The sequence below is a fragment of the Klebsiella sp. BIGb0132 genome, from assembly GCF_024810075.1.
GTDB lineage: Bacteria > Pseudomonadota > Gammaproteobacteria > Enterobacterales > Enterobacteriaceae > Klebsiella > Klebsiella terrigena.
Map to the genome: position 1 here is coordinate 546,009 of NZ_JANUDW010000002.1, position 17,328 is coordinate 563,336.

A 17,328-nucleotide genomic window follows, 5' to 3' on the forward strand; every position below is an offset into this window, starting at 1 on the left:
TATTGAAGCCGTTATCGGCATAAGCGCGGCGGGGATGGGCATTTTTGTGCACTATGGGCCGCCAGACGCCACCTCTCTTCGAGAATACGCTGCTTTGTCGATTTCCTCGCCGAAAACTGGACGAAGTGATCCAGCTTTCAATCGCTCTGCGCGTATCGTTAAGTCAATTTCGCAGGCTGGCATGACAGGAAGCGTTGAGCCAGAAGCAGGCATTATCTATCGAAGGAAAGAACCGTCGGCCTTTCATTAATTCATTCCCGGAGCTGGAATCAATTGAGATTTGATCTATTATGTCGAACTCATGTACTAGCTCAAGGGTTTGTAAAGTGACTTTTTCCAGCATTCAAGATGTCAGGGGTCGTATCGATCGGATAGATAGCGAATTGGTCAAATTGATTGCTCAACGCGCAGAATGTGTGAAAGCAGCAGCCGCGTTTAAAAGCGATCGCTCTGCCGTTCGTGCTCCGGAACGGGTGCAGCAGGTTATCGATCGGGTTCGCGAGAAAGCGACTGAGGCAGGGCTTCCTGAAGTGATTATTGAGAAAGTCTATCGGAGCATGATAGACGCATTCATTGAATATGAGCTTGAGCAACATCGCCAGTTACAACAGCATAAGAACTGACGTTACGCGACAAGGATCCGTGTTGAAGCAACGCTATCGATATAAATATTGCGCTTTTATCCGCGGCGGCAACCGCACTCTACCTGCGTCGGCGAAGACATCGGTTGAACCTGCCGCGAGCGGCGGACGTTAACCCCATACCGATCACGGAAGTGCTCCAGATGTGGAGGACGCTGATTACCGGAATGCTTAGATTTCAAGTGCAGCAAGGATTGCGGCCTCCATTTTCTCTGGGGTGGTGAACGGAGCAAAACGTCTGAGCGGCTTACCGTCGCGTCCAATCAGGAACTTAGTGAAGTTCCACTTGATCCGCCCTCCCAGCACGCCCGGCAATTGGTCTTTCAGGTAACGAAACACCGGATGCGATGCGGCGCCGTTGACCTCCACTTTCTCAAACATTGGGAAGCTCACGCCGTAGTTGATGTGACAGGTCTGCGCTATTTCGTCAGCGTCGCCGGGTTCCTGCTTACCGAACTGGTTGCAGGGGAAACCAAGCACCACCAGACCACGGGCGGCGTACTTCTTGTAGAGCGCTTCAAGCCCAGCGTATTGTGGCGTAAAGCCGCAATGGCTGGCGGTATTAACCACCAGAATCAGCTTGCCAGCATAGTCGGCCATAGAGATGCGCTGGCCGCGCAGGCTGGTGGCAGTCAGTTGATAAAAGGGGGTCATGGCGAAATTCCTCATAGCCGCACCCATTCGACGTCGACGCTGCCATGTAGCGCATGGCTACAGGGGCGCGCGGCGCGGGTCGCGGTGAACAGAGCCTGATTAAAACGCTATTATACGAACAATATATGCTTCTCGCATCAGGCAGCCACACGCGACGACCTGGGACGGCTTTGAGTTGTGTGTTAAGGCGAGTTTCATTATGCCAGCCGGACTCTCTGCGGCTATTCCACGCTGCCCTATGTTGCAAAGGATATATTGCTCAACTGCTGATGCATGAAATCAATTAGCGCTCTTGTTTTAGCAGGCAAATAGCGCCGGTCTGAATAAATGGCGAACAACTGCAGTGGGGCTACCGATTGTTCAAACTTAATCTCGATTAACCGACCATCGCTAATATAGGGCTGGCAGGCTTGTTTAGAGAGAATGGCAAAACCGACGCCTGAGACCGCGGCTCGTCCTGCCATCTCGCCGCTGTTTACCCGATAATGACCTCTGACCTTAATGGTTTCGAATCCCCCCTTTTTATTGACGAACTGCCAGGGCGCGCCTTTCAGCGCACTTACCGTTGTAATACAGGGTAATTCTTCAAATTGCTGTATACGAGAAGGGGTGCCGTACCGCTGAATGAGGCTGGGGGCTGCCACGATGGTGCAGGGGATCGTCAGCAGATGACGGGCGATGTAGTCACAGTCATCCATCTGACCGCGGCTGACAATGACCGCTAAATCCAGATCCTCGCGCAGGGATTCGAAACCTGACAAATTGGTGACGCAGCTGATCTCCAGCTCCGGATGCTGACAGGCGAAATCGGCAACAACAGAACCCAGCAGCGCAGGCCCTATTTCATTGGGAATGCAGATACGTAATGGGCCCTTGAGCTGCATTTGCCGCAACGTCAATTCGGTCTCAGTCTGCTCAAGCGCCTCCAGCAGTGGCTTCGCTCGGGTATAGAGTAGCTGCCCCGTCTGGGTGAGTTTCATATGCCGGGTGCTGCGCTCAATGAGCTGAAGATTCAGTTTGTCTTCTAACTGAGAAATACAACGACTCACGTTTGAGGTCGGCATTGCAAGGAGTTTCGATGCCCCCACAAAACTTTCTCTTTCAACCACGGCAATGAACACTTTCAGGGAATTAAAATCAAGAGCCGGACGCATTAACTATCCCAAATATGATAATAATGAGTGCCACTTTTACCATCTAATGAATATTTTTGATAGGGGTTAAACTCGGATCTCTTTCATCCACAGGCTGCTTGCTATGTCACTGGTCACACCGACGTTTAATCATAAAGCCCTCATGCGGATAGCCGCTGTAATGGCTTTTATCCAGTTCGCTAATGCGCTGGAATATATGATGTTCAACCCTATTTTTGCTTTTATGGCAGCCGATTTCGCCGTACCCGTATCCTTCTCAGGCTACGTGTCCGGTATGTACACCGCGGGTGCCGTCCTTTCGGGAATTATCGCCTTTTACCGGATTGGTCGTTTCAATAAGAAACGTTTTTTAATTGCCAATATGGCGCTGTTAGGCCTGCTGACATTTTTGACTACCTTCACCGCCAGTTTTAGTCTTCTGCTGACGCTACGATTATGTGCAGGATTTGTTGGAGGGACGACAATGGGGGTGGGTATAAGTATACTGATAAACAACGCCCCGGCGCATTTGCGCGGAAAGATGCTGGCGACGGTCATTACGTCATTTTCGCTGGTAAGCATTGTAGGCATGCCCACGATCTTATTTTTGTGTGCGCATTATGGCTGGCATGTCGCTTTATGGTTAATAAGTACGCTTTGTTTGTTGGCATTGCCGCTGATTGTATTCATCATACCCCGGGAGCCCGTCTCTTTCGACCGGCTCCCCGCGCAGCCTCTCGATGCGGATACTTTACTGTTTGCCTCCAGTAATGCGCTTGCGCAGTTTAGCCCCATGCTGGTGGTTCCTGTTCTGGTACCCTTAATGACTCAGCAGCTGGGCGCTTCGCAAGACCTGTTGCCCTGGCTGTTCTTCGCCGGAGGGGTGACAGGTTATCTGTCTACAAAAATTACCGGCGCGCTAACTTCCCGTTTTTCCGCTTTGACGCTGGCTAGCGGGTCAACCATCGTCTTTATACTGAGTTTGCTAATACCCATTCTCGGCTATCAGCATGCGGCGTTATTTATGACGTTATTTCTCGGTGCATCCTACAGTCGCCTGGTTTCATCTTCGGCGGTGGCGATTCAGTTTCCTGATGACGGGCAGCGCGCTGGATTCTCTTCATTACAGACATCAATAATGTATCTGATTACAACCGGCGCATTTTTCCTGTCCGCTCTGTTATTACCTGAGCATGGCATGGCGCCACAAAATATGAACAAGCTGCTGGTGACATGTGCAATTTCCGCAGCAGGGTTGCCAATTATCGTTATCATTTTACAAAAGAAACTGGCTAAACGGACTCTCCGGCCTGACCTCCTTTGAACGGCGCAAATGTTTATGTCTGTCTCGCCGCTTCCTGGCTGTGAAACGCTCTCCGGGCTTAAAAAAAGAAATGAATGTTTTCTTGAGTTTATGTAAACGTAATTTACGTAAATAAATAAAAGATTAAAAAGAAAGCATCTTCTTTAATTGCGCATGCGGAATATTTGTAGGAGTAACTCAGGTTTGAGCAATAAATTTGAATGCCAATAAAAATTCACATTTATGTTAACTTAATGATTGATTTATTAATTGAATGAAGTCATTTTGTGTTTTTTGTTACATGAAAGAGTCTGAGTAAATGCGTCTGGTAAACTCACAATCAGCTTATGGTTTTATATCCATAACCCTGCACTGGCTCACGGCTGCTGTGGTGTATGGGATGTTCGCGCTCGGGCTGTGGATGGTGACCTTAGGATATTATGATACCTGGTACCATAAAGCTCCGGATATCCATAAAGGGATCGGTATCCTTTTAATGATGGGGCTAATCATCCGGGTGTTGTGGCGGTTTATATCCTCTGCACCTCAGCCGTTAAAAAGCTATTCAAAGATAACTCGCCTGGGTGCCGGTTTCGTTCACGCGTTACTTTATCTGGCTCTTTTCACTATTGTCATTAGCGGCTACCTCATATCAACAGCCGATGGCAAACCGATAACCGTCTTTGGCTGGTTCTCTGTACCCGCGTTCATATCTGACGCCGCGATACAGGCTGACACTGCGGGCGTAATACACCTGTGGGTTGCATGGGGCGTCGTGGTGGTATCCATTCTTCACGGCCTTATGGCAATTAAGCACCATTTTATTGATAAAGACGCAACGCTGCTCAGAATGCTGGGTAAAACGTCAATACACTCTGGAGTAAAAAAATGAAAAAACACCTGCTGGGACTTTCGCTGTTTACCGCTCTGTTCGTTTCAGGTTCTGCTTTAGCGGCGGATTATAAGATTGATAAAGAGGGCCAACATGCATTTGTAAACTTCAAAATAAAACATCTTGGCTATAGCTGGCTGTATGGGACATTTAAAGATTTTGATGGCACCTTCACCTATGACGAAAGTAACCCCTCGGCCGATAAGGTTAATGTTAAAATTGCTACCGGCAGTCTGGACACCAATCATGCTGAACGTGACAAACATCTGAGAGGGGCCGATTTCCTCAATACGGGCAAGTTCCCTGAGGCGACGTTTGTATCGACGGCGGTCAAAAAGAGCGGTGAGAAGCTGGCGATTACGGGTGATTTGACGCTGAATGGTGTTACCCGGCCTGTTGTTCTGGATGCGAAACTCATTGGTCAGGGCGATGACCCGTGGGGTGGCAAACGTGCCGGATTTGAGGCTACAGGCAGCATCCACCTCAAAGACTTCAATATTAAAAGCGATCTGGGCCCGGCCTCACAGGACGTCGAGCTTATTATCTCCGTAGAAGGCGTCCAGCAGTAATTGAATAAATCCCGGATATAACAAATCCGCTATAGCTAAAATGCGCCGGGAAGACGCTGGCCCGGTGCTATCAACGCCGCTTTCGTTCAGGGCGGTATTCGGCATAGCGCAATAAAGCAGAACGCCCCTTGATGCATCAGCAGCAAGGGGCGTTTAAGGGTGGGGATTATCGTCGTTCATCAGTCATCCCATTTGTGGCTTAGGTACGCGGCAAGAAAACCAAAGAACAGAATTGTTCCCAGAACTGCCATAAATACATGCATATTTCCCAGCATGATTAACCTCCATCGAGTTTTTATTTGCGCTAAGGTTGTCCTTATTGAACAGGGTGTACGGTTGTTGCAGCTATAGTAGCCCGCGCAACTTCAACCGGATGTTAACAAAAGGTATTCTTTAAGATCTCAATAATGACGCCCGCGGCGCAAGCGGGCGGGCGAAGAGGGGGGATCAGAGGGCGCGTTCAAGTACGAAAAGATAGGCTTCCCGTGACCAGAAAAGGCCGGTGCGGCGCCTTTCCACGGACATCGTTTTCACTTCCCAGCCCTGCATGGTGTATTCATTCAGGAAACGGCTCATCTTATCGGGGTCGGCTTTAGCCTCGCCGAAAAACATACTTCCCAGTATCCCTTCCTTATAAAGCACCACGCGACACTCTTTTTTCATTGGAACCAGCTCCTTGCGTTAGATAAACAAATTAAAGCTATTGTGCTCTGCCGCTACGGTTTTACAACCGCGGGGGCAGAAAACTTCTTGCGATACTGTAACGGGCTGAGGGCAAACTGCTGGCGAAAATGATGGCGCAGGGCACCAGCATTGGCAAAGCCGCAAAGCTCGGCGATCCTCTCCACGCTAAGCCGGGTGTCGCTGAGGTGCTGCGTGGCGCGCAGCAAACGCTCATCCAGCAGCCAGCGCGCCGGGGTTTTGCCGGTTGCCGCCTCAAAGCGGCGTAAAAAGGTCCGCGGGCTCATGCCGACGCGCTGCGCCAGCGAGGCGACGCTGTGGCTGACCGCCAGCTGCTGATGCAGAAAATCAAACAGCAGCCCCAGACGCTGGCTTTCCCGCGCCTTCGCCACCGGGCGGACAACCTGCTGGGCCTGGGCGCCGTCGCGGTGCGGGGAGATAACCAGCCTGCGGGCAACCGTATTCGCCGCATCAATGCCGTAGTCTTCGCGCACCAGATGCAGACATAAATCAATCCCGGCGGCGCTGCCTGCCGATGTCATCACGTTCTCGTCGCCGACGTACAGCACGTCGTCGATGACCTCTATCTGCGGATAGCGCTGGCGCAGCTGGTCGGTATAGCGCCAGTGGGTGGTTGCCCGGCGTCCGTCGAGCAGGCCAGCGGCGGCGAGCACGAACACGCCGGAGCAAATCGAGATGATGCGACAGCCGCGGGCGCGGGCGGCAACCAGCGCCGCGCAGAGCGCTGCGGGTACCGGGGCATCAATTCCGCGCCAGCCGGGGACCACAATGGTCTCCGCGCTGCTGAGCAGATCCATGCCGCCATCGGCCATCAGCCGTATACCGCCGGTCGCGCGAAGCTCGCCGCTGTCGACGGCCGCTACCGCAAACTGATACCAGCCGGCGCCCATTTCAGGACGCGGCAGGCCGAAGATCTCGACCGCCACGCCAAATTCAAAGGTACAGAGGCCGTCGTAGGCCAGCGCGACCACCCGGTTAGGTGACAACGTCACGGTGGAGGTTGGCATGATTTCAGCGTTTTCTGTCATGGTTGCCAGCGGATAAGTGAGTGAAGGTGACATTAAATAAGTGGTATCACAGACAAGGAGAATACGCCATGAGTGTTGTTACCGAATTTACCCCTGCCGCACCCGCCGAAGCCGCCGCCTGGTTCGGCAAAAAGCTGGGTCTTGAAACAGATTGTGCTGACGTCCACCGGGCGATGAGCGAAGGCGAGGCCGATTTCGTCCTGCTGCACGTCGTCGGCAGTGCGGAAACTTTTGCCCGCCGCCATCTCCCCGGGGCGCTGCATATTCCGCACCGGCACATTGATGCCGCCAGAATGAGCGAATGGCCGATGGAGACGCTATTCGTGGTTTACTGCGCCGGTCCGCACTGCAACGGCGCGGACGTCGCGGCGCTGCGGCTGGCGCTGCTGGGAAGACCGGTGAAGATGATGATCGGCGGCCTGACCGGCTGGCAGGATGAAGGGCTGCCTTTCGCCGACTAAGCCGGGCGGCGGTCAGCCTCCGGAGAGTAAGCTGACCGCTGGATGAAAATATTTCATCAGCCATGAAATTTTCTCGTTTGCCGATCGGCATGCCGCGTGCCAGTATTTGGACATATAGCCATCCAGAAGTCTACAAATTCAAATAATGAACTATCACGGTGGGCAACTAAACCGGCCTGCCGCTAAGGAGACACCATGCAACGCTCACAGGCCCCGTTCCGCGCTGATATTGTCGGCAGCTTCCTCCGTCCAGACGCCATCAAGCTGGCGCGTCAGCAGTTTACCGAAGGTGCTATCGATGGCGTGCAGCTGCGCCGGGTGGAGGATGAAGCGATTCGCCAGCTGGTGCAGCAGCAGTGCGACTGCGGCCTGCACGTGGTGACCGACGGGGAGTTTCGTCGCGCGTGGTGGCACTTTGATTTCTTTGACGGCCTGCAGGGCGTCGAGCGCTACGATTCGGACCACGGCATCCAGTTCAACGGCGTGCAGACCCGGGCGCACGGCATTCGGGTGACCGGCAAGCTGGCGTTTGGCGAACATCCGATGCTGGAAGACTTCCGCTTTCTGCAAAGCATCAGCGGCGACGCGCAGCCAAAAATGACCATTCCCAGCCCGAGCGTGCTGCATTTCCGCGGCGGACGCAAAGACATTGACGCCACCGTTTATCCGGACCTTGCCGACTATTTTGCCGACCTGGCGACCACCTGGCGCGACGCGATCCGCGCGTTCTATGACGCCGGCTGCCGCTATCTGCAGCTGGACGATACCGTCTGGGCCTACCTGTGCTCCGACGAACAGCGCCAGCAGGTGCGCGACCGCGGGGAAGACCCTGACGAGCTGGCGCGGATCTATGCCCGGGTGCTCAACCAGGCCCTCGAAGGCAAGCCGGAGGATTTAACCGTCGGTCTGCACGTCTGCCGGGGCAACTTCCGCTCCACGTGGATCTCCGAAGGCGGCTACGAGCCGGTCGCGGAAGTGCTGTTCGGCAGCGTTAATATCGATGCGTTCTTCCTGGAGTACGATAACGACCGCTCCGGCGACTTTGCGCCGCTGCGCTTTATCCGCCCGGGTCATCAGCAGGTGGTGCTGGGGCTCATTACCACCAAAAACGGCGAGCTGGAAAATCCTGAAGGGGTGAAGGCGCGGCTGGCGGAGGCGGCGCAGTATGTTTCGCTGCAGCAAATTTGCCTCAGCCCGCAGTGTGGCTTCGCCTCGACCGAAGAGGGAAATGCGCTGACCGAGTCTCAGCAGTGGGATAAAGTCCGCCTCGTCACCGGGGTCGCCGCTCAGGTCTGGTAACCTCTCTTCTTAGCGCAGCGTTGCACCGTTTTGAGGCAACGCCGCGCCTCCCTTTATACGCTCCCGCCGCGCGCCGCACGTTCAGGTTGTTTTTCAACCTGGCATCGTTTTTGCCTTATCACTTCCGGTTAGTCGTTAATTCATATTTTGTTTTTGCGATATTCAGGAGTGAACATGCAGCGTCGAACACTATTAAAAGCTTTTGCACTCTCCGCCTCTGTCATCAGCATGGGCTACACTTTTCCGGCTTTTGCCGCCGACACCATTAAGGTCGGCATTATGCATTCTCTCTCCGGGACCATGGCCATCTCCGAAACGCCGCTCAAAGACGTCGCGCTGATGGCGATCGACGATATTAACGCCAAAGGCGGCGTGCTGGGCAAAAAGCTCGAACCGGTGGTGGTTGACCCGGCCTCGAACTGGCCGCTGTTTGCGGAAAAAGCCCGCCAGCTGCTGACTCAGGACAAGGTGGCGGCGGTCTTCGGCTGCTGGACCTCGGTATCGCGTAAATCGGTTCTGCCGGTCTTCGAGGAGCTCAACGGGCTGCTGTTCTACCCGGTACAGTACGAAGGCGAAGAGATGTCGCCGAACGTCTTCTATACCGGCGCGGCGCCAAACCAGCAGGCTATCCCGGCGGTGGAGTACCTGCTGAGCGAGGACGGCGGCGGGGCGAAACGCTTCTTCCTGCTGGGGACGGACTACGTTTATCCGCGCACCACCAACAAGATCCTGCGCGCCTTCCTGCACGCCAAAGGGATTCAGGATAAGGACATCGAAGAGGTCTACACCCCGTTCGGCTACAGCGATTACCAGACCATCGTCGCCAATATTAAGAAATTCTCTGCCGGCGGAAAAACCGCGGTGGTTTCGACCATCAACGGTGACTCCAACGTTCCGTTCTATAAAGAGCTGGCGAACCAGGGACTGAAGGCTACCGATGTCCCGGTGGTTGCCTTCTCGGTGGGGGAAGAGGAGCTGCGCGGCATCGATACCAAGCCGCTGGTCGGCAACCTCGCGGCGTGGAACTACTTTGAGTCGGTCGATAACCCAACCAACAAACAGTTCGTTGCCGACTACCGCGCCTATGCAAAAGCCCACAAGCTGCCGAACGCCGATACCGTGGTTACCAACGATCCGATGGAAGCCACCTGGGTTGGGCTGCACATGTGGGCTCAGGCGGTGACTAAGGCCGGTACGACCGATGTGGACAAGGTTCGCGCGGCGATGGCCGGGCAAACGTTCAAAGCGCCGTCCGGCTTTACCTTAACCATGGATGCCACCAACCATCATCTGCATAAGCCGGTGATGATCGGTGAAATCGAAGGCAACGGTCAGTTCAACGTCGTCTGGCAGACCGACGACGCGGTGCGCGCCCAGCCGTGGAGCCCGTGGATCGCCGGTAACGATAAGAAGCCCGACCATCCGGTAAAAACCGTCAGCAACTAAACGTCACTTAGCGTCACCTTCCCGGGCGACGGCCCGGGCGGGTGGAACGTGCATTAACGAGCGTACGGGCGACCCGGAACGCCACAAGGAGAGCAATCATGAAGGCGCTGCGCATCATGGGTTACTACTTCGCGCTGCTGGTGATGATTTTGCCGTGGCGCGCGCAGGCGGCGGACGCGGATGATTTCGTGACGGCCAATCGCAGCCAGCAGGCGCGACTGCTCGAACAGTGGGCCGCCGCTCCGCAGGCCCAGCGTCTGCCGCTGCTGCGCGCCTTAGCAGCGGAAACGCTGCAGGTTGATAGCAGCGGTCACGCCTTTAGCAATCAGCAGGCGCTGGGCGCGGCGGCGGAACCTTCAGGCACCCCCAAACCGGTGCGGCTCACCAACCGCCTGCGCAACCTGGCCGCCGGCGCGCTGGCCACGCACCTGCTGGTGAGTGACAGTGTCACTGAGAGGGCGGCGGCGGTGAAGATCCTCCAGCGGGAAGCCACCCCGGAAATGAGCGGCCTGCTGCAGCAGCGGCTGGCGGCAGAAACGGATGACGGAGTCAAAACGCAGCTGGAGATGGCGCTGGCTCGCCTTCAGCTGAGCAGCCCTGCCAGAGAGCAGCGGCTGGCGGCGGTTGAGCGACTGGGCCACTCCTCCGACCCCGAAACGCAGGCGCTGCTGATGCCCTTTACCGATGCGCAGCATGAGCCTGATGCCGGCGTGCGCAGCGCGGCGGCCGACAGCCTGAGTCAGATTAAGCAGCGGCTGCTGCTCGGCGAAATTCTCGGCCAGGCCTTTATGGGGCTGTCGCTTGGTTCGGTGCTGCTGCTGGCGGCGCTGGGGCTGGCCATCACCTACGGGCTGCTGGGGGTCATCAATATGGCCCACGGCGAAATGCTGATGATCGGCGCCTACAGCTGCTGGCTGGTGCAGCAGGCGCTGTCCCAGTTCGCCCCGCAGTGGCTGGCGCTCTATCCGCTGATTGCGCTGCCGGTGGCCTTTCTGGTCACCGCCGGGATCGGCATGGCGCTGGAGCGTACCATTATTCGTCATCTCTACGGGCGCCCGCTGGAAACGCTGCTGGCGACCTGGGGGATCAGCCTGATGCTCATTCAGCTGACGCGGATGCTGTTCGGCGCGCAAAACGTCGAGGTGGCGAACCCGGCGTGGCTCTCCGGCGGCATGCAGGTGCTGCCCAACCTGATCCTGCCGTGGAACCGGCTGGCGGTGCTCGGCTTTGTGATCCTCGTTCTGTTCTTTACCTGGCTGATTCTGAATAAAACCCGTCTGGGCATGAACGTGCGGGCGGTGACGCAGAACCGGGCCATGGCCGCCTGCTGCGGCGTGCCGACCGGGCGGGTCGATATGCTGGCGTTTGGCCTCGGCTCCGGGATCGCGGGCCTGGGCGGCGTCGCGCTGTCGCAGCTCGGCAACGTCGGCCCGGAGCTCGGCCAGGGCTATATCATCGACTCGTTTCTGGTGGTGGTGCTGGGCGGCGTCGGCCAACTGGCGGGCAGCGTGGTGGCGGCATTTGGCCTCGGGATCTTTAACAAAATCCTCGAACCGCAGCTGGGCGCAGTGCTGGGCAAAATTCTGATCCTGGTGCTGATTATTTTGTTTATCCAGAAACGCCCGCAGGGGCTGTTCGCGTTAAAAGGCAGGGTGATTGACTGATGAGCCAACCGATGACCTTACGACTTGCGCGCAACGCGCCGCGGCCGCTGCGCTGGCTTGGGGCGCTGGTGATAATAGCGCTGCTGAGCATGCCGTTTCTGGCGCTACTGCCTCAGTCGCATCCGCTGGCGGTGCCGACCTGGCTGCTGACCCTGACCGGCAAGATCCTCTGCTACGCCGTCGTCGCGGTGGCGCTGGACCTGGTGTGGGGCTACGCCGGCATGCTGTCGCTGGGCCACGGCATCTTCTTTGCGCTGGGCGGCTATGCGATGGGCATGTATCTGATGCGTCAGGCGGCCGGCGACGGTCTGCCGGCGTTTATGTCCTTCCTGTCGTGGACCGAGCTGCCGTGGTTCTGGTGGGGAACCCAGCACTTTGCCTGGGCGATGCTGCTGGTGGTACTGGTTCCCGGGCTGCTGGCGCTGGTGTTCGGCTGGTTTGCCTTTCGCTCCAAAATCAAAGGGGTCTACTTCTCGATAATGACCCAGGCGCTGACCTACGCCGGCATGCTGCTCTTTTTCCGCAATGAGACCGGCTTCGGCGGCAACAACGGTTTTACCGGCTTCACCACGCTGCTCGGCTTCTCCGTCACCGCGACCGGCACCCGCGCGGCGCTGTTTATGGCGACGGTACTGCTGCTGCTGTTAACGCTGTGGATAGGCTTTCGCCTGGCGACCAGCAAGTTCGGCCGCATTCTGACCGCGGTGCGCGACGCCGAAAACCGGCTAATGTTCTGCGGCTACGATCCGCGCGGCTTTAAGCTGCTGGTGTGGACGCTCTCCGCCGTGCTGTGCGGGCTGGCGGGGGCGCTGTACGTCCCGCAGGTGGGGATCATTAACCCAGGCGAAATGTCGCCGACCAACTCGATTGAGGCCGCCATCTGGGTGGCGCTCGGCGGTCGCGGAACCCTGGTCGGCCCGGTGCTGGGCGCAGGGCTGGTCAACGGCGCGAAAAGCTACTTCACGATGGCGATCCCGGAGTACTGGCAGCTGTTTCTTGGACTGATTTTTATCATCGTCACCCTCTTTTTACCGCGTGGGGTGATTGGCCTGCTGCGTAAAGGAGACCGCTGATGCAACCGGATGACGGCCTGTTTACCCGCCAGCTGCCGACGGATCGCTTTCGCGAGCAAACCGACCCGGTGCTGCAGCTGGAAAAGATTAACGTCAACTTCGACGGCTTCCAGGCGCTAACCGACCTCTCGCTGCAGATTGGCGTGGGCGAGCTGCGCTGCATTATCGGGCCCAACGGCGCCGGAAAAACCACCCTGATGGACGTGATTACCGGCAAAACCCGGCCGCAGAGCGGCAGGGCGCTGTACGATCAGTCCATCGACCTGATGTCCCTTGACCCGATAGCCATTGCCCGCCAGGGGATTGGGCGCAAGTTTCAAAAGCCGACGGTCTTTGAAGCGCTGACGGTGGCTGAAAATCTCGAGCTGGCGCTGAAAAGCGATAAGTCGGTCTGGGCCAGCCTGCGCGCGCGGCTAAGCGGGGAGCAGGAGGATCGCATCAGCGAGACCCTGCGCCTGCTGCGCCTCGATGGCGAGCGCGGGCGGCAGGCGGGGCTGCTGTCGCACGGGCAGAAGCAGTTCCTTGAAATCGGCATGCTGCTGGTGCAGGAGCCGCATCTGCTGCTGCTGGATGAGCCCGCCGCCGGCATGACCGACGCCGAAACCGAATACACCGCCGAGCTGTTCCGCACCCTCGCCGGAGAGCACTCCCTGATGGTGGTTGAACACGATATGGGATTCGTTGAAACGATTGCCGACCGGGTAACCGTGCTGCATCAGGGGCAGGTGCTGGCGGAAGGCTCGCTGCGCGAGGTGCAGGCCAACGAACAGGTGATTGACGTTTATCTTGGACGCTAAGGAGCGCCGATGCTGCAGGTTAACCAGTTACATCAATACTACGGCGGCAGCCATATTCTGCGCGGCGTCGATTTTGCCGCCCGGCCGGGGGAGATTACCTGCCTGCTGGGGCGCAACGGCGTCGGAAAAACCACGCTGCTGAAGTGCCTGATGGGGCTGGTCCCGGCGCGCAGCGGCGAGGTGATATGGCAGGATAAGGCCATCACGGCGCGTAAGCCTCATCAGCGCGTACAGGCCGGGATCGCCTATGTCCCGCAGGGGCGAGAGATCTTTCCCCGCCTCACCGTGGAAGAGAATCTGCTGATGGGCCTGTCGCGCTTTTCCGCCCGCGACGCGCGTCAGGTTCCGGAGGAGATCTATCAGCTGTTTCCGGTGTTAAAAACAATGAAGCAGCGGCGCGGGGGCGATCTCTCCGGCGGTCAGCAGCAGCAGCTGGCGATTGGCCGGGCGCTGGCAAGCCGGCCACAGCTGCTGATCCTCGATGAGCCAACGGAGGGCATTCAGCCCTCGGTGATTAAGGAGATCGGCGAAGTTATCCGCCAGCTGGCAAACCGCGGCGATATGGCGATTCTGCTGGTGGAGCAGTTCTATGATTTTGCCGCTGCCCTTGCCGATCACTACCTGGTGATGTCGCGAGGGACTATTATTCAGCAGGGAAAGGGCGCGGATATGGCAGCCGAGGGCGTGCGCGGAATGGTGGCTATCTAAGCCGCAATAATCATTCAGCGCGACGCCTGACGTCGCGCTGAACGAAGTCTATTTACGTAACAATCGCTGCAGCCGGGCCTGGCGCCAGCTGCGGGTCATTCCGCCGAAGACAAACAGCCGGGCAGCTCTCACCAGCAGCAGCGCGCCCCAGATGGCGGCGACCCACGCTGACCAGTCGCTTGCGGGGCTGTTGACCCGGTTGAGTACCGCCAGCAGGACGCAAACCACCACCGCGACCGACAGCGAGCGAAAGAAGCGGCTCTCCTGATGGACCCGCTCTTTGGCTTCCTCAATGCGTAAATCGAGCGACTCTTCGTGACCGACGGGGGCGTCGTCGCTCAGACAGGCCACGTTAACCTCAAATACGGCGGCGAGGGCGCTGAGCGTTTCGAGGCCCGGGCGATCGCCGTTTTCGATGCGCTGAATGGTGCGCACGCTGACGCCGGCCAGTTCGGCTAACTGCTCCTGAGACCACGCGCGCTGCAGACGTAACTGTTTAACCTGATTAATACCGTTCATTTTTCTATCTCCGGATGAAACCTGAGATGAAGCCTGCAGGTTTGCGCCGTCGGCCGCCACGATCCTCTCCCGACACTAACCCGACACCGACCCGACAGCCCCGTGGCGGCAGGCTTCAGGCGCTGGCCACCGGACAACCTTTTTGCCGCGGGGGATTGTTCATGCCGCGGAAAATCATCAGCCACGCGGCGATAATCGCCACCATCAGCACCACAAACAGCGACCAGTGCGGCATATGGGTCAGAATCGCCCCGGTGATCATCGGATTAAACGCGGCGCCAAGCCAGCCTAACGACTGGGCGGAAAAATAGCTGGCCTTCATGCCCGCCGGCGCAATATTGTCGATCAGCATATATTCTCCTGGCGCATAGATAACCTCGCCAAGGGTAAAAATCGCCGCCGACAGGCCCCACAGCAGCAGGCTGCTGCCGGAAAGAATAAACCCGCCCAGCCCGATGACAAAGCATAGCGTACCGAAGGTCATCAGCGGGCGGATATTGCGCGCGTTCAGCCTGCGCCCGACGGCGTACTGCAGCGCCACCACCACCGCGGCGTTGACCGGCAGAACGACCGCCACCACTTTCTCGGCAAAGTCGCTGTCGGCGACCACCAGCACGTACTGAGAAATGCACGAGGCGAAAGAGCCGCCGACAAACGACGCCAGCAGCCCGGAGAGCGTAAACCACATTAGCGCCCGATCGCGCAGCAGCACCGAGGGCGACCACGGGCTGGCGCTATCCGCAGCGATTGCCGCCGAGGTCCGCTGGACGAAGAGCTGGATAAACACCAGCGGAAACGCGGCGCAGGCCGCAGCCAGCCAGAACGGCAGGTTAATGCTGTGCATCACCAGCAGGGTGCCGAGCGGGGGGCCGACGGTCCAGCCGATATTGAGAAAGGTATAGTTGAGCGAGAAGATCCGCGCCTTCTTTTCCGGCGTCAGCACGTCGGCAAACCACGCCTTCAATACGGTGGAGAAGACGGAATAGGCGCAGTTGATCAGGGCGAAGAAAAAGACCACCAGCGGGACGCTGTTTACCAGCGGGATCGCCACAAACCCGCAGATAAAGGCGGTCACGGCGACCAGCATATAGCGCTTTTTATCGAACTTATCGGCCAGAATGCCGAACCCCATGCTGAACACCACCCCAACCGTCAGGGCGATAGACATGGCGTAGCCGATTTTATCCACCTCCAGCTGATACTGGCGGGTAAGAAAGATGGTCATAAAAGGGAGCGTCGCGCCGCGGCCGATGGTGAGCAGCAGCGATGAAGCCAGCAGCGCTATCGTTGAGCGCCTGAGGGTCGGTATCATTTTTTCCTTGCCTGATAAATGTTATTTTTTTTGTTGTACTGCTCACAAATAACATGGTCTTTCAGGCTTGTATAGCATTCCCCTATGACAAAAGGGGCATAGCGGCCCTGCTAAAAATAATGATCTTTCCGAATGAGGATTTTTCCGTTACTTTGATTTCATTGATAAAAATTCGCGTAATGGCCGGGACAGGGTATGACACGTAAAGACGGACTGCTGGCGCTGCTGGTGGTGGTCGTTTGGGGGCTTAATTTTGTGGTGATTAAGCTCGGGCTTCACAACATGCCGCCGCTGATGCTGGCGGGGCTGCGTTTTTTACTCGTCGCCTTCCCGGCGCTGCTGTTCGTGGCGCGGCCAAAAATTCCCCTGCGCCTGCTGCTGGGCTACGGCCTGACGATAAGCTTTGGGCAGTTCGCCTTTCTGTTCTGCGCCATCGGCCTCGGCATGCCCGCAGGGCTGGCGTCGCTGGTGCTGCAGGCGCAGGCGTTCTTCACCATTATTCTCGGCGTGTTTACCTTTGGTGAACGTCTGCAGGGCAAGCAGCTGGCCGGCATCGCGCTGGCGATTTTCGGCGTGCTGGTGCTGGTAGAGGCGAGCCTCGGCGCGCAGCATGTGCCGGTGGTCGGGTTTATGCTGACCCTGGCGGCGGCGCTGAGCTGGGCCTGCGGGAATATCTTCAATAAGAAAATCATGTCGAGGCAGGAGAAGCCGCAGATCATGTCGCTGGTGGTGTGGAGCGCGCTGATCCCGGTGCTGCCGTTTATGCTGGCCTCATACCTGCTCGATGGCCCGCAAAAAATGGTCGCCAGCCTGGTGCAGATCGATCTGCTGACCGTGCTTTCGCTGCTCTACCTGGCGTTTATCGCCACGATTGTCGGCTACGGGATTTGGGGCTCGCTGCTCGGGCGCTACGAGACCTGGCGGGTGGCGCCGCTCTCGCTGCTGGTGCCGGTGGTGGGGATGGCCAGCGCCGCGCTGCTGCTTGGCGAAACCCTGAGCGGGCTGCAGCTCACCGGGGCGGTGCTGATTATGGCCGGGCTCTATATTAACGTCTTTGGCCTGCGGCGGGTTCGCGTCAGCGCACCGCGGGGATAAAAAAAGCCCCGCAGTGCGGGGCTAAAAGACCG

At 57.4% G+C, this 17,328-nt stretch carries 19 protein-coding genes; 12 read left to right on the forward strand and 7 right to left on the reverse strand.

The genetic code is table 11. The features are described from left to right. The first annotated feature begins 326 nt into the window (after positions 1 to 326). Entirely contained in the window at positions 327 to 623 is a 297-nt protein-coding gene (locus M2416_RS09500; RefSeq protein WP_259223514.1) for a chorismate mutase, read from the forward strand. A gap of 189 nt (positions 624 to 812) precedes the next feature. Here M2416_RS09500 and M2416_RS09505 read toward each other — a convergent pair whose 3' ends face one another. Next, positions 813 to 1,295, reverse strand: coding sequence for a glutathione peroxidase (locus M2416_RS09505; RefSeq protein WP_076947486.1), 483 nt, complete (start codon positions 1,293 to 1,295; stop codon positions 813 to 815). A 236-nt stretch (positions 1,296 to 1,531) separates the two neighbouring features. Then, positions 1,532 to 2,449, reverse strand: a complete 918-nt coding sequence (locus M2416_RS09510; RefSeq protein WP_259223517.1) for a LysR family transcriptional regulator — start codon at positions 2,447 to 2,449, stop codon at positions 1,532 to 1,534. A 103-nt stretch (positions 2,450 to 2,552) separates the two neighbouring features. Here M2416_RS09510 and M2416_RS09515 point away from each other — a divergent pair, with 103 nt between their 5' ends. The 3 genes from M2416_RS09515 to M2416_RS09525 all read left to right on the forward strand — a co-directional run bounded on the left by M2416_RS09515 (position 2,553) and on the right by M2416_RS09525 (position 5,192). Beyond that, a complete protein-coding gene (locus M2416_RS09515; protein WP_259223519.1) occupies positions 2,553 to 3,752 on the forward strand; it encodes an MFS transporter in 1,200 nt (399 codons plus the stop codon). Positions 3,753 to 4,050: 298 nt separating this feature from the next. After that, a complete protein-coding gene (locus M2416_RS09520) occupies positions 4,051 to 4,623 on the forward strand; it encodes a cytochrome b (protein WP_076947489.1) in 573 nt (190 codons plus the stop codon). Further along, positions 4,620 to 5,192 carry a YceI family protein gene (locus tag M2416_RS09525; RefSeq protein WP_076947490.1) on the forward strand — a complete coding sequence of 191 codons (573 nt, stop codon included), beginning with the start codon at positions 4,620 to 4,622 and terminating at the stop codon, positions 5,190 to 5,192. The genes M2416_RS09520 and M2416_RS09525 overlap by 4 nt, the downstream gene beginning before the upstream one ends. Positions 5,193 to 5,371: 179 nt before the next feature. On the opposite strand, the gene mgtS is transcribed toward M2416_RS09525, so the two are convergent. From mgtS to ftrA, 3 genes are all read right to left on the reverse strand, one after another. Then, positions 5,372 to 5,467 carry a protein MgtS gene (mgtS, locus tag M2416_RS09530; protein WP_004102377.1) on the reverse strand — a complete coding sequence of 32 codons (96 nt, stop codon included), beginning with the start codon at positions 5,465 to 5,467 and terminating at the stop codon, positions 5,372 to 5,374. 172 nt (positions 5,468 to 5,639) lie between these two features. Then, complete coding sequence (locus M2416_RS09535) at positions 5,640 to 5,855, reverse strand: DUF4177 domain-containing protein (protein WP_041145651.1); 216 nt, start codon at positions 5,853 to 5,855, stop codon at positions 5,640 to 5,642. A 53-nt stretch (positions 5,856 to 5,908) separates the two neighbouring features. Next, entirely contained in the window at positions 5,909 to 6,922 is a 1,014-nt protein-coding gene (gene ftrA / locus M2416_RS09540) for a transcriptional regulator FtrA (protein ID WP_076947491.1), read from the reverse strand. Between the two features lie 68 nt (positions 6,923 to 6,990). On the opposite strand from ftrA, the gene M2416_RS09545 reads away from it, so the two are divergent. The 7 genes from M2416_RS09545 (at position 6,991) to urtE (ending at position 14,370) form a co-directional block, all read left to right on the forward strand. Next, positions 6,991 to 7,383, forward strand: a complete 393-nt coding sequence (locus M2416_RS09545; RefSeq protein WP_115192670.1) for a rhodanese-like domain-containing protein — start codon at positions 6,991 to 6,993, stop codon at positions 7,381 to 7,383. Positions 7,384 to 7,578: 195 nt separating this feature from the next. Beyond that, positions 7,579 to 8,682 carry a cobalamin-independent methionine synthase II family protein gene (locus tag M2416_RS09550; RefSeq protein ID WP_259223527.1) on the forward strand — a complete coding sequence of 368 codons (1,104 nt, stop codon included), beginning with the start codon at positions 7,579 to 7,581 and terminating at the stop codon, positions 8,680 to 8,682. A gap of 174 nt (positions 8,683 to 8,856) precedes the next feature. Beyond that, on the forward strand, positions 8,857 to 10,128 hold the full coding sequence (urtA, locus tag M2416_RS09555) for an urea ABC transporter substrate-binding protein (RefSeq protein ID WP_041145647.1): 1,272 nt from the start codon (positions 8,857 to 8,859) through the stop codon (positions 10,126 to 10,128). Positions 10,129 to 10,226: 98 nt separating this feature from the next. Continuing rightward, a complete protein-coding gene (gene urtB / locus M2416_RS09560; protein WP_135184596.1) occupies positions 10,227 to 11,792 on the forward strand; it encodes an urea ABC transporter permease subunit UrtB in 1,566 nt (521 codons plus the stop codon). Beyond that, the gene (urtC, locus tag M2416_RS09565) at positions 11,792 to 12,865 is read left to right on the forward strand and encodes an urea ABC transporter permease subunit UrtC (protein WP_133599690.1); all 1,074 of its coding nucleotides are present in this window, start codon (positions 11,792 to 11,794) and stop codon (positions 12,863 to 12,865) included. Before urtB ends, urtC begins: the two co-directional genes overlap by 1 nt. Beyond that, positions 12,865 to 13,662 carry an urea ABC transporter ATP-binding protein UrtD gene (urtD, locus tag M2416_RS09570; RefSeq protein ID WP_041145644.1) on the forward strand — a complete coding sequence of 266 codons (798 nt, stop codon included), beginning with the start codon at positions 12,865 to 12,867 and terminating at the stop codon, positions 13,660 to 13,662. The genes urtC and urtD overlap by 1 nt, the downstream gene beginning before the upstream one ends. A gap of 9 nt (positions 13,663 to 13,671) precedes the next feature. After that, positions 13,672 to 14,370, forward strand: coding sequence for an urea ABC transporter ATP-binding subunit UrtE (urtE, locus tag M2416_RS09575; protein WP_259223534.1), 699 nt, complete (start codon positions 13,672 to 13,674; stop codon positions 14,368 to 14,370). Between the two features lie 48 nt (positions 14,371 to 14,418). Here the strand turns inward: urtE and M2416_RS09580 are convergent, their stop codons facing one another. Further along, positions 14,419 to 14,889 carry a helix-turn-helix domain-containing protein gene (locus tag M2416_RS09580; RefSeq protein ID WP_259223536.1) on the reverse strand — a complete coding sequence of 157 codons (471 nt, stop codon included), beginning with the start codon at positions 14,887 to 14,889 and terminating at the stop codon, positions 14,419 to 14,421. Positions 14,890 to 15,004: 115 nt separating this feature from the next. Beyond that, a complete protein-coding gene (gene ydeE, locus M2416_RS09585) occupies positions 15,005 to 16,201 on the reverse strand; it encodes an efflux MFS transporter YdeE (RefSeq protein WP_259223538.1) in 1,197 nt (398 codons plus the stop codon). A 195-nt stretch (positions 16,202 to 16,396) separates the two neighbouring features. Between ydeE and eamA the strand changes: the two genes are divergently transcribed. Further along, complete coding sequence (eamA, locus tag M2416_RS09590; RefSeq protein WP_259223541.1) at positions 16,397 to 17,296, forward strand: O-acetylserine/cysteine exporter; 900 nt, start codon at positions 16,397 to 16,399, stop codon at positions 17,294 to 17,296. The last annotated feature ends 32 nt before the right edge of the window (positions 17,297 to 17,328 follow it).

Bases quoted from the DNA above. Each gene is read 5' to 3' on its own strand.
- M2416_RS09505 (WP_076947486.1), bottom strand. From the start codon at position 1,295: ATGACCCCCTTTTATCAACTGACTGCCACCAGCCTGCGCGGCCAGCGC.
- M2416_RS09510 (WP_259223517.1), bottom strand. From the start codon at position 2,449: ATGCGTCCGGCTCTTGATTTTAATTCCCTGAAAGTGTTCATTGCCGTG.
- M2416_RS09515 (WP_259223519.1), top strand. From the start codon at position 2,553: ATGTCACTGGTCACACCGACGTTTAATCATAAAGCCCTCATGCGGATA.
- M2416_RS09520 (WP_076947489.1), top strand. From the start codon at position 4,051: ATGCGTCTGGTAAACTCACAATCAGCTTATGGTTTTATATCCATAACC.
- M2416_RS09525 (WP_076947490.1), top strand. From the start codon at position 4,620: ATGAAAAAACACCTGCTGGGACTTTCGCTGTTTACCGCTCTGTTCGTT.
- mgtS (WP_004102377.1), bottom strand. From the start codon at position 5,467: ATGCTGGGAAATATGCATGTATTTATGGCAGTTCTGGGAACAATTCTG.
- M2416_RS09535 (WP_041145651.1), bottom strand. From the start codon at position 5,855: ATGAAAAAAGAGTGTCGCGTGGTGCTTTATAAGGAAGGGATACTGGGA.
- ftrA (WP_076947491.1), bottom strand. From the start codon at position 6,922: ATGACAGAAAACGCTGAAATCATGCCAACCTCCACCGTGACGTTGTCA.
- M2416_RS09545 (WP_115192670.1), top strand. From the start codon at position 6,991: ATGAGTGTTGTTACCGAATTTACCCCTGCCGCACCCGCCGAAGCCGCC.
- M2416_RS09550 (WP_259223527.1), top strand. From the start codon at position 7,579: ATGCAACGCTCACAGGCCCCGTTCCGCGCTGATATTGTCGGCAGCTTC.
- urtA (WP_041145647.1), top strand. From the start codon at position 8,857: ATGCAGCGTCGAACACTATTAAAAGCTTTTGCACTCTCCGCCTCTGTC.
- urtB (WP_135184596.1), top strand. From the start codon at position 10,227: ATGAAGGCGCTGCGCATCATGGGTTACTACTTCGCGCTGCTGGTGATG.
- urtC (WP_133599690.1), top strand. From the start codon at position 11,792: ATGAGCCAACCGATGACCTTACGACTTGCGCGCAACGCGCCGCGGCCG.
- urtD (WP_041145644.1), top strand. From the start codon at position 12,865: ATGCAACCGGATGACGGCCTGTTTACCCGCCAGCTGCCGACGGATCGC.
- urtE (WP_259223534.1), top strand. From the start codon at position 13,672: ATGCTGCAGGTTAACCAGTTACATCAATACTACGGCGGCAGCCATATT.
- M2416_RS09580 (WP_259223536.1), bottom strand. From the start codon at position 14,889: ATGAACGGTATTAATCAGGTTAAACAGTTACGTCTGCAGCGCGCGTGG.
- ydeE (WP_259223538.1), bottom strand. From the start codon at position 16,201: ATGATACCGACCCTCAGGCGCTCAACGATAGCGCTGCTGGCTTCATCG.
- eamA (WP_259223541.1), top strand. From the start codon at position 16,397: ATGACACGTAAAGACGGACTGCTGGCGCTGCTGGTGGTGGTCGTTTGG.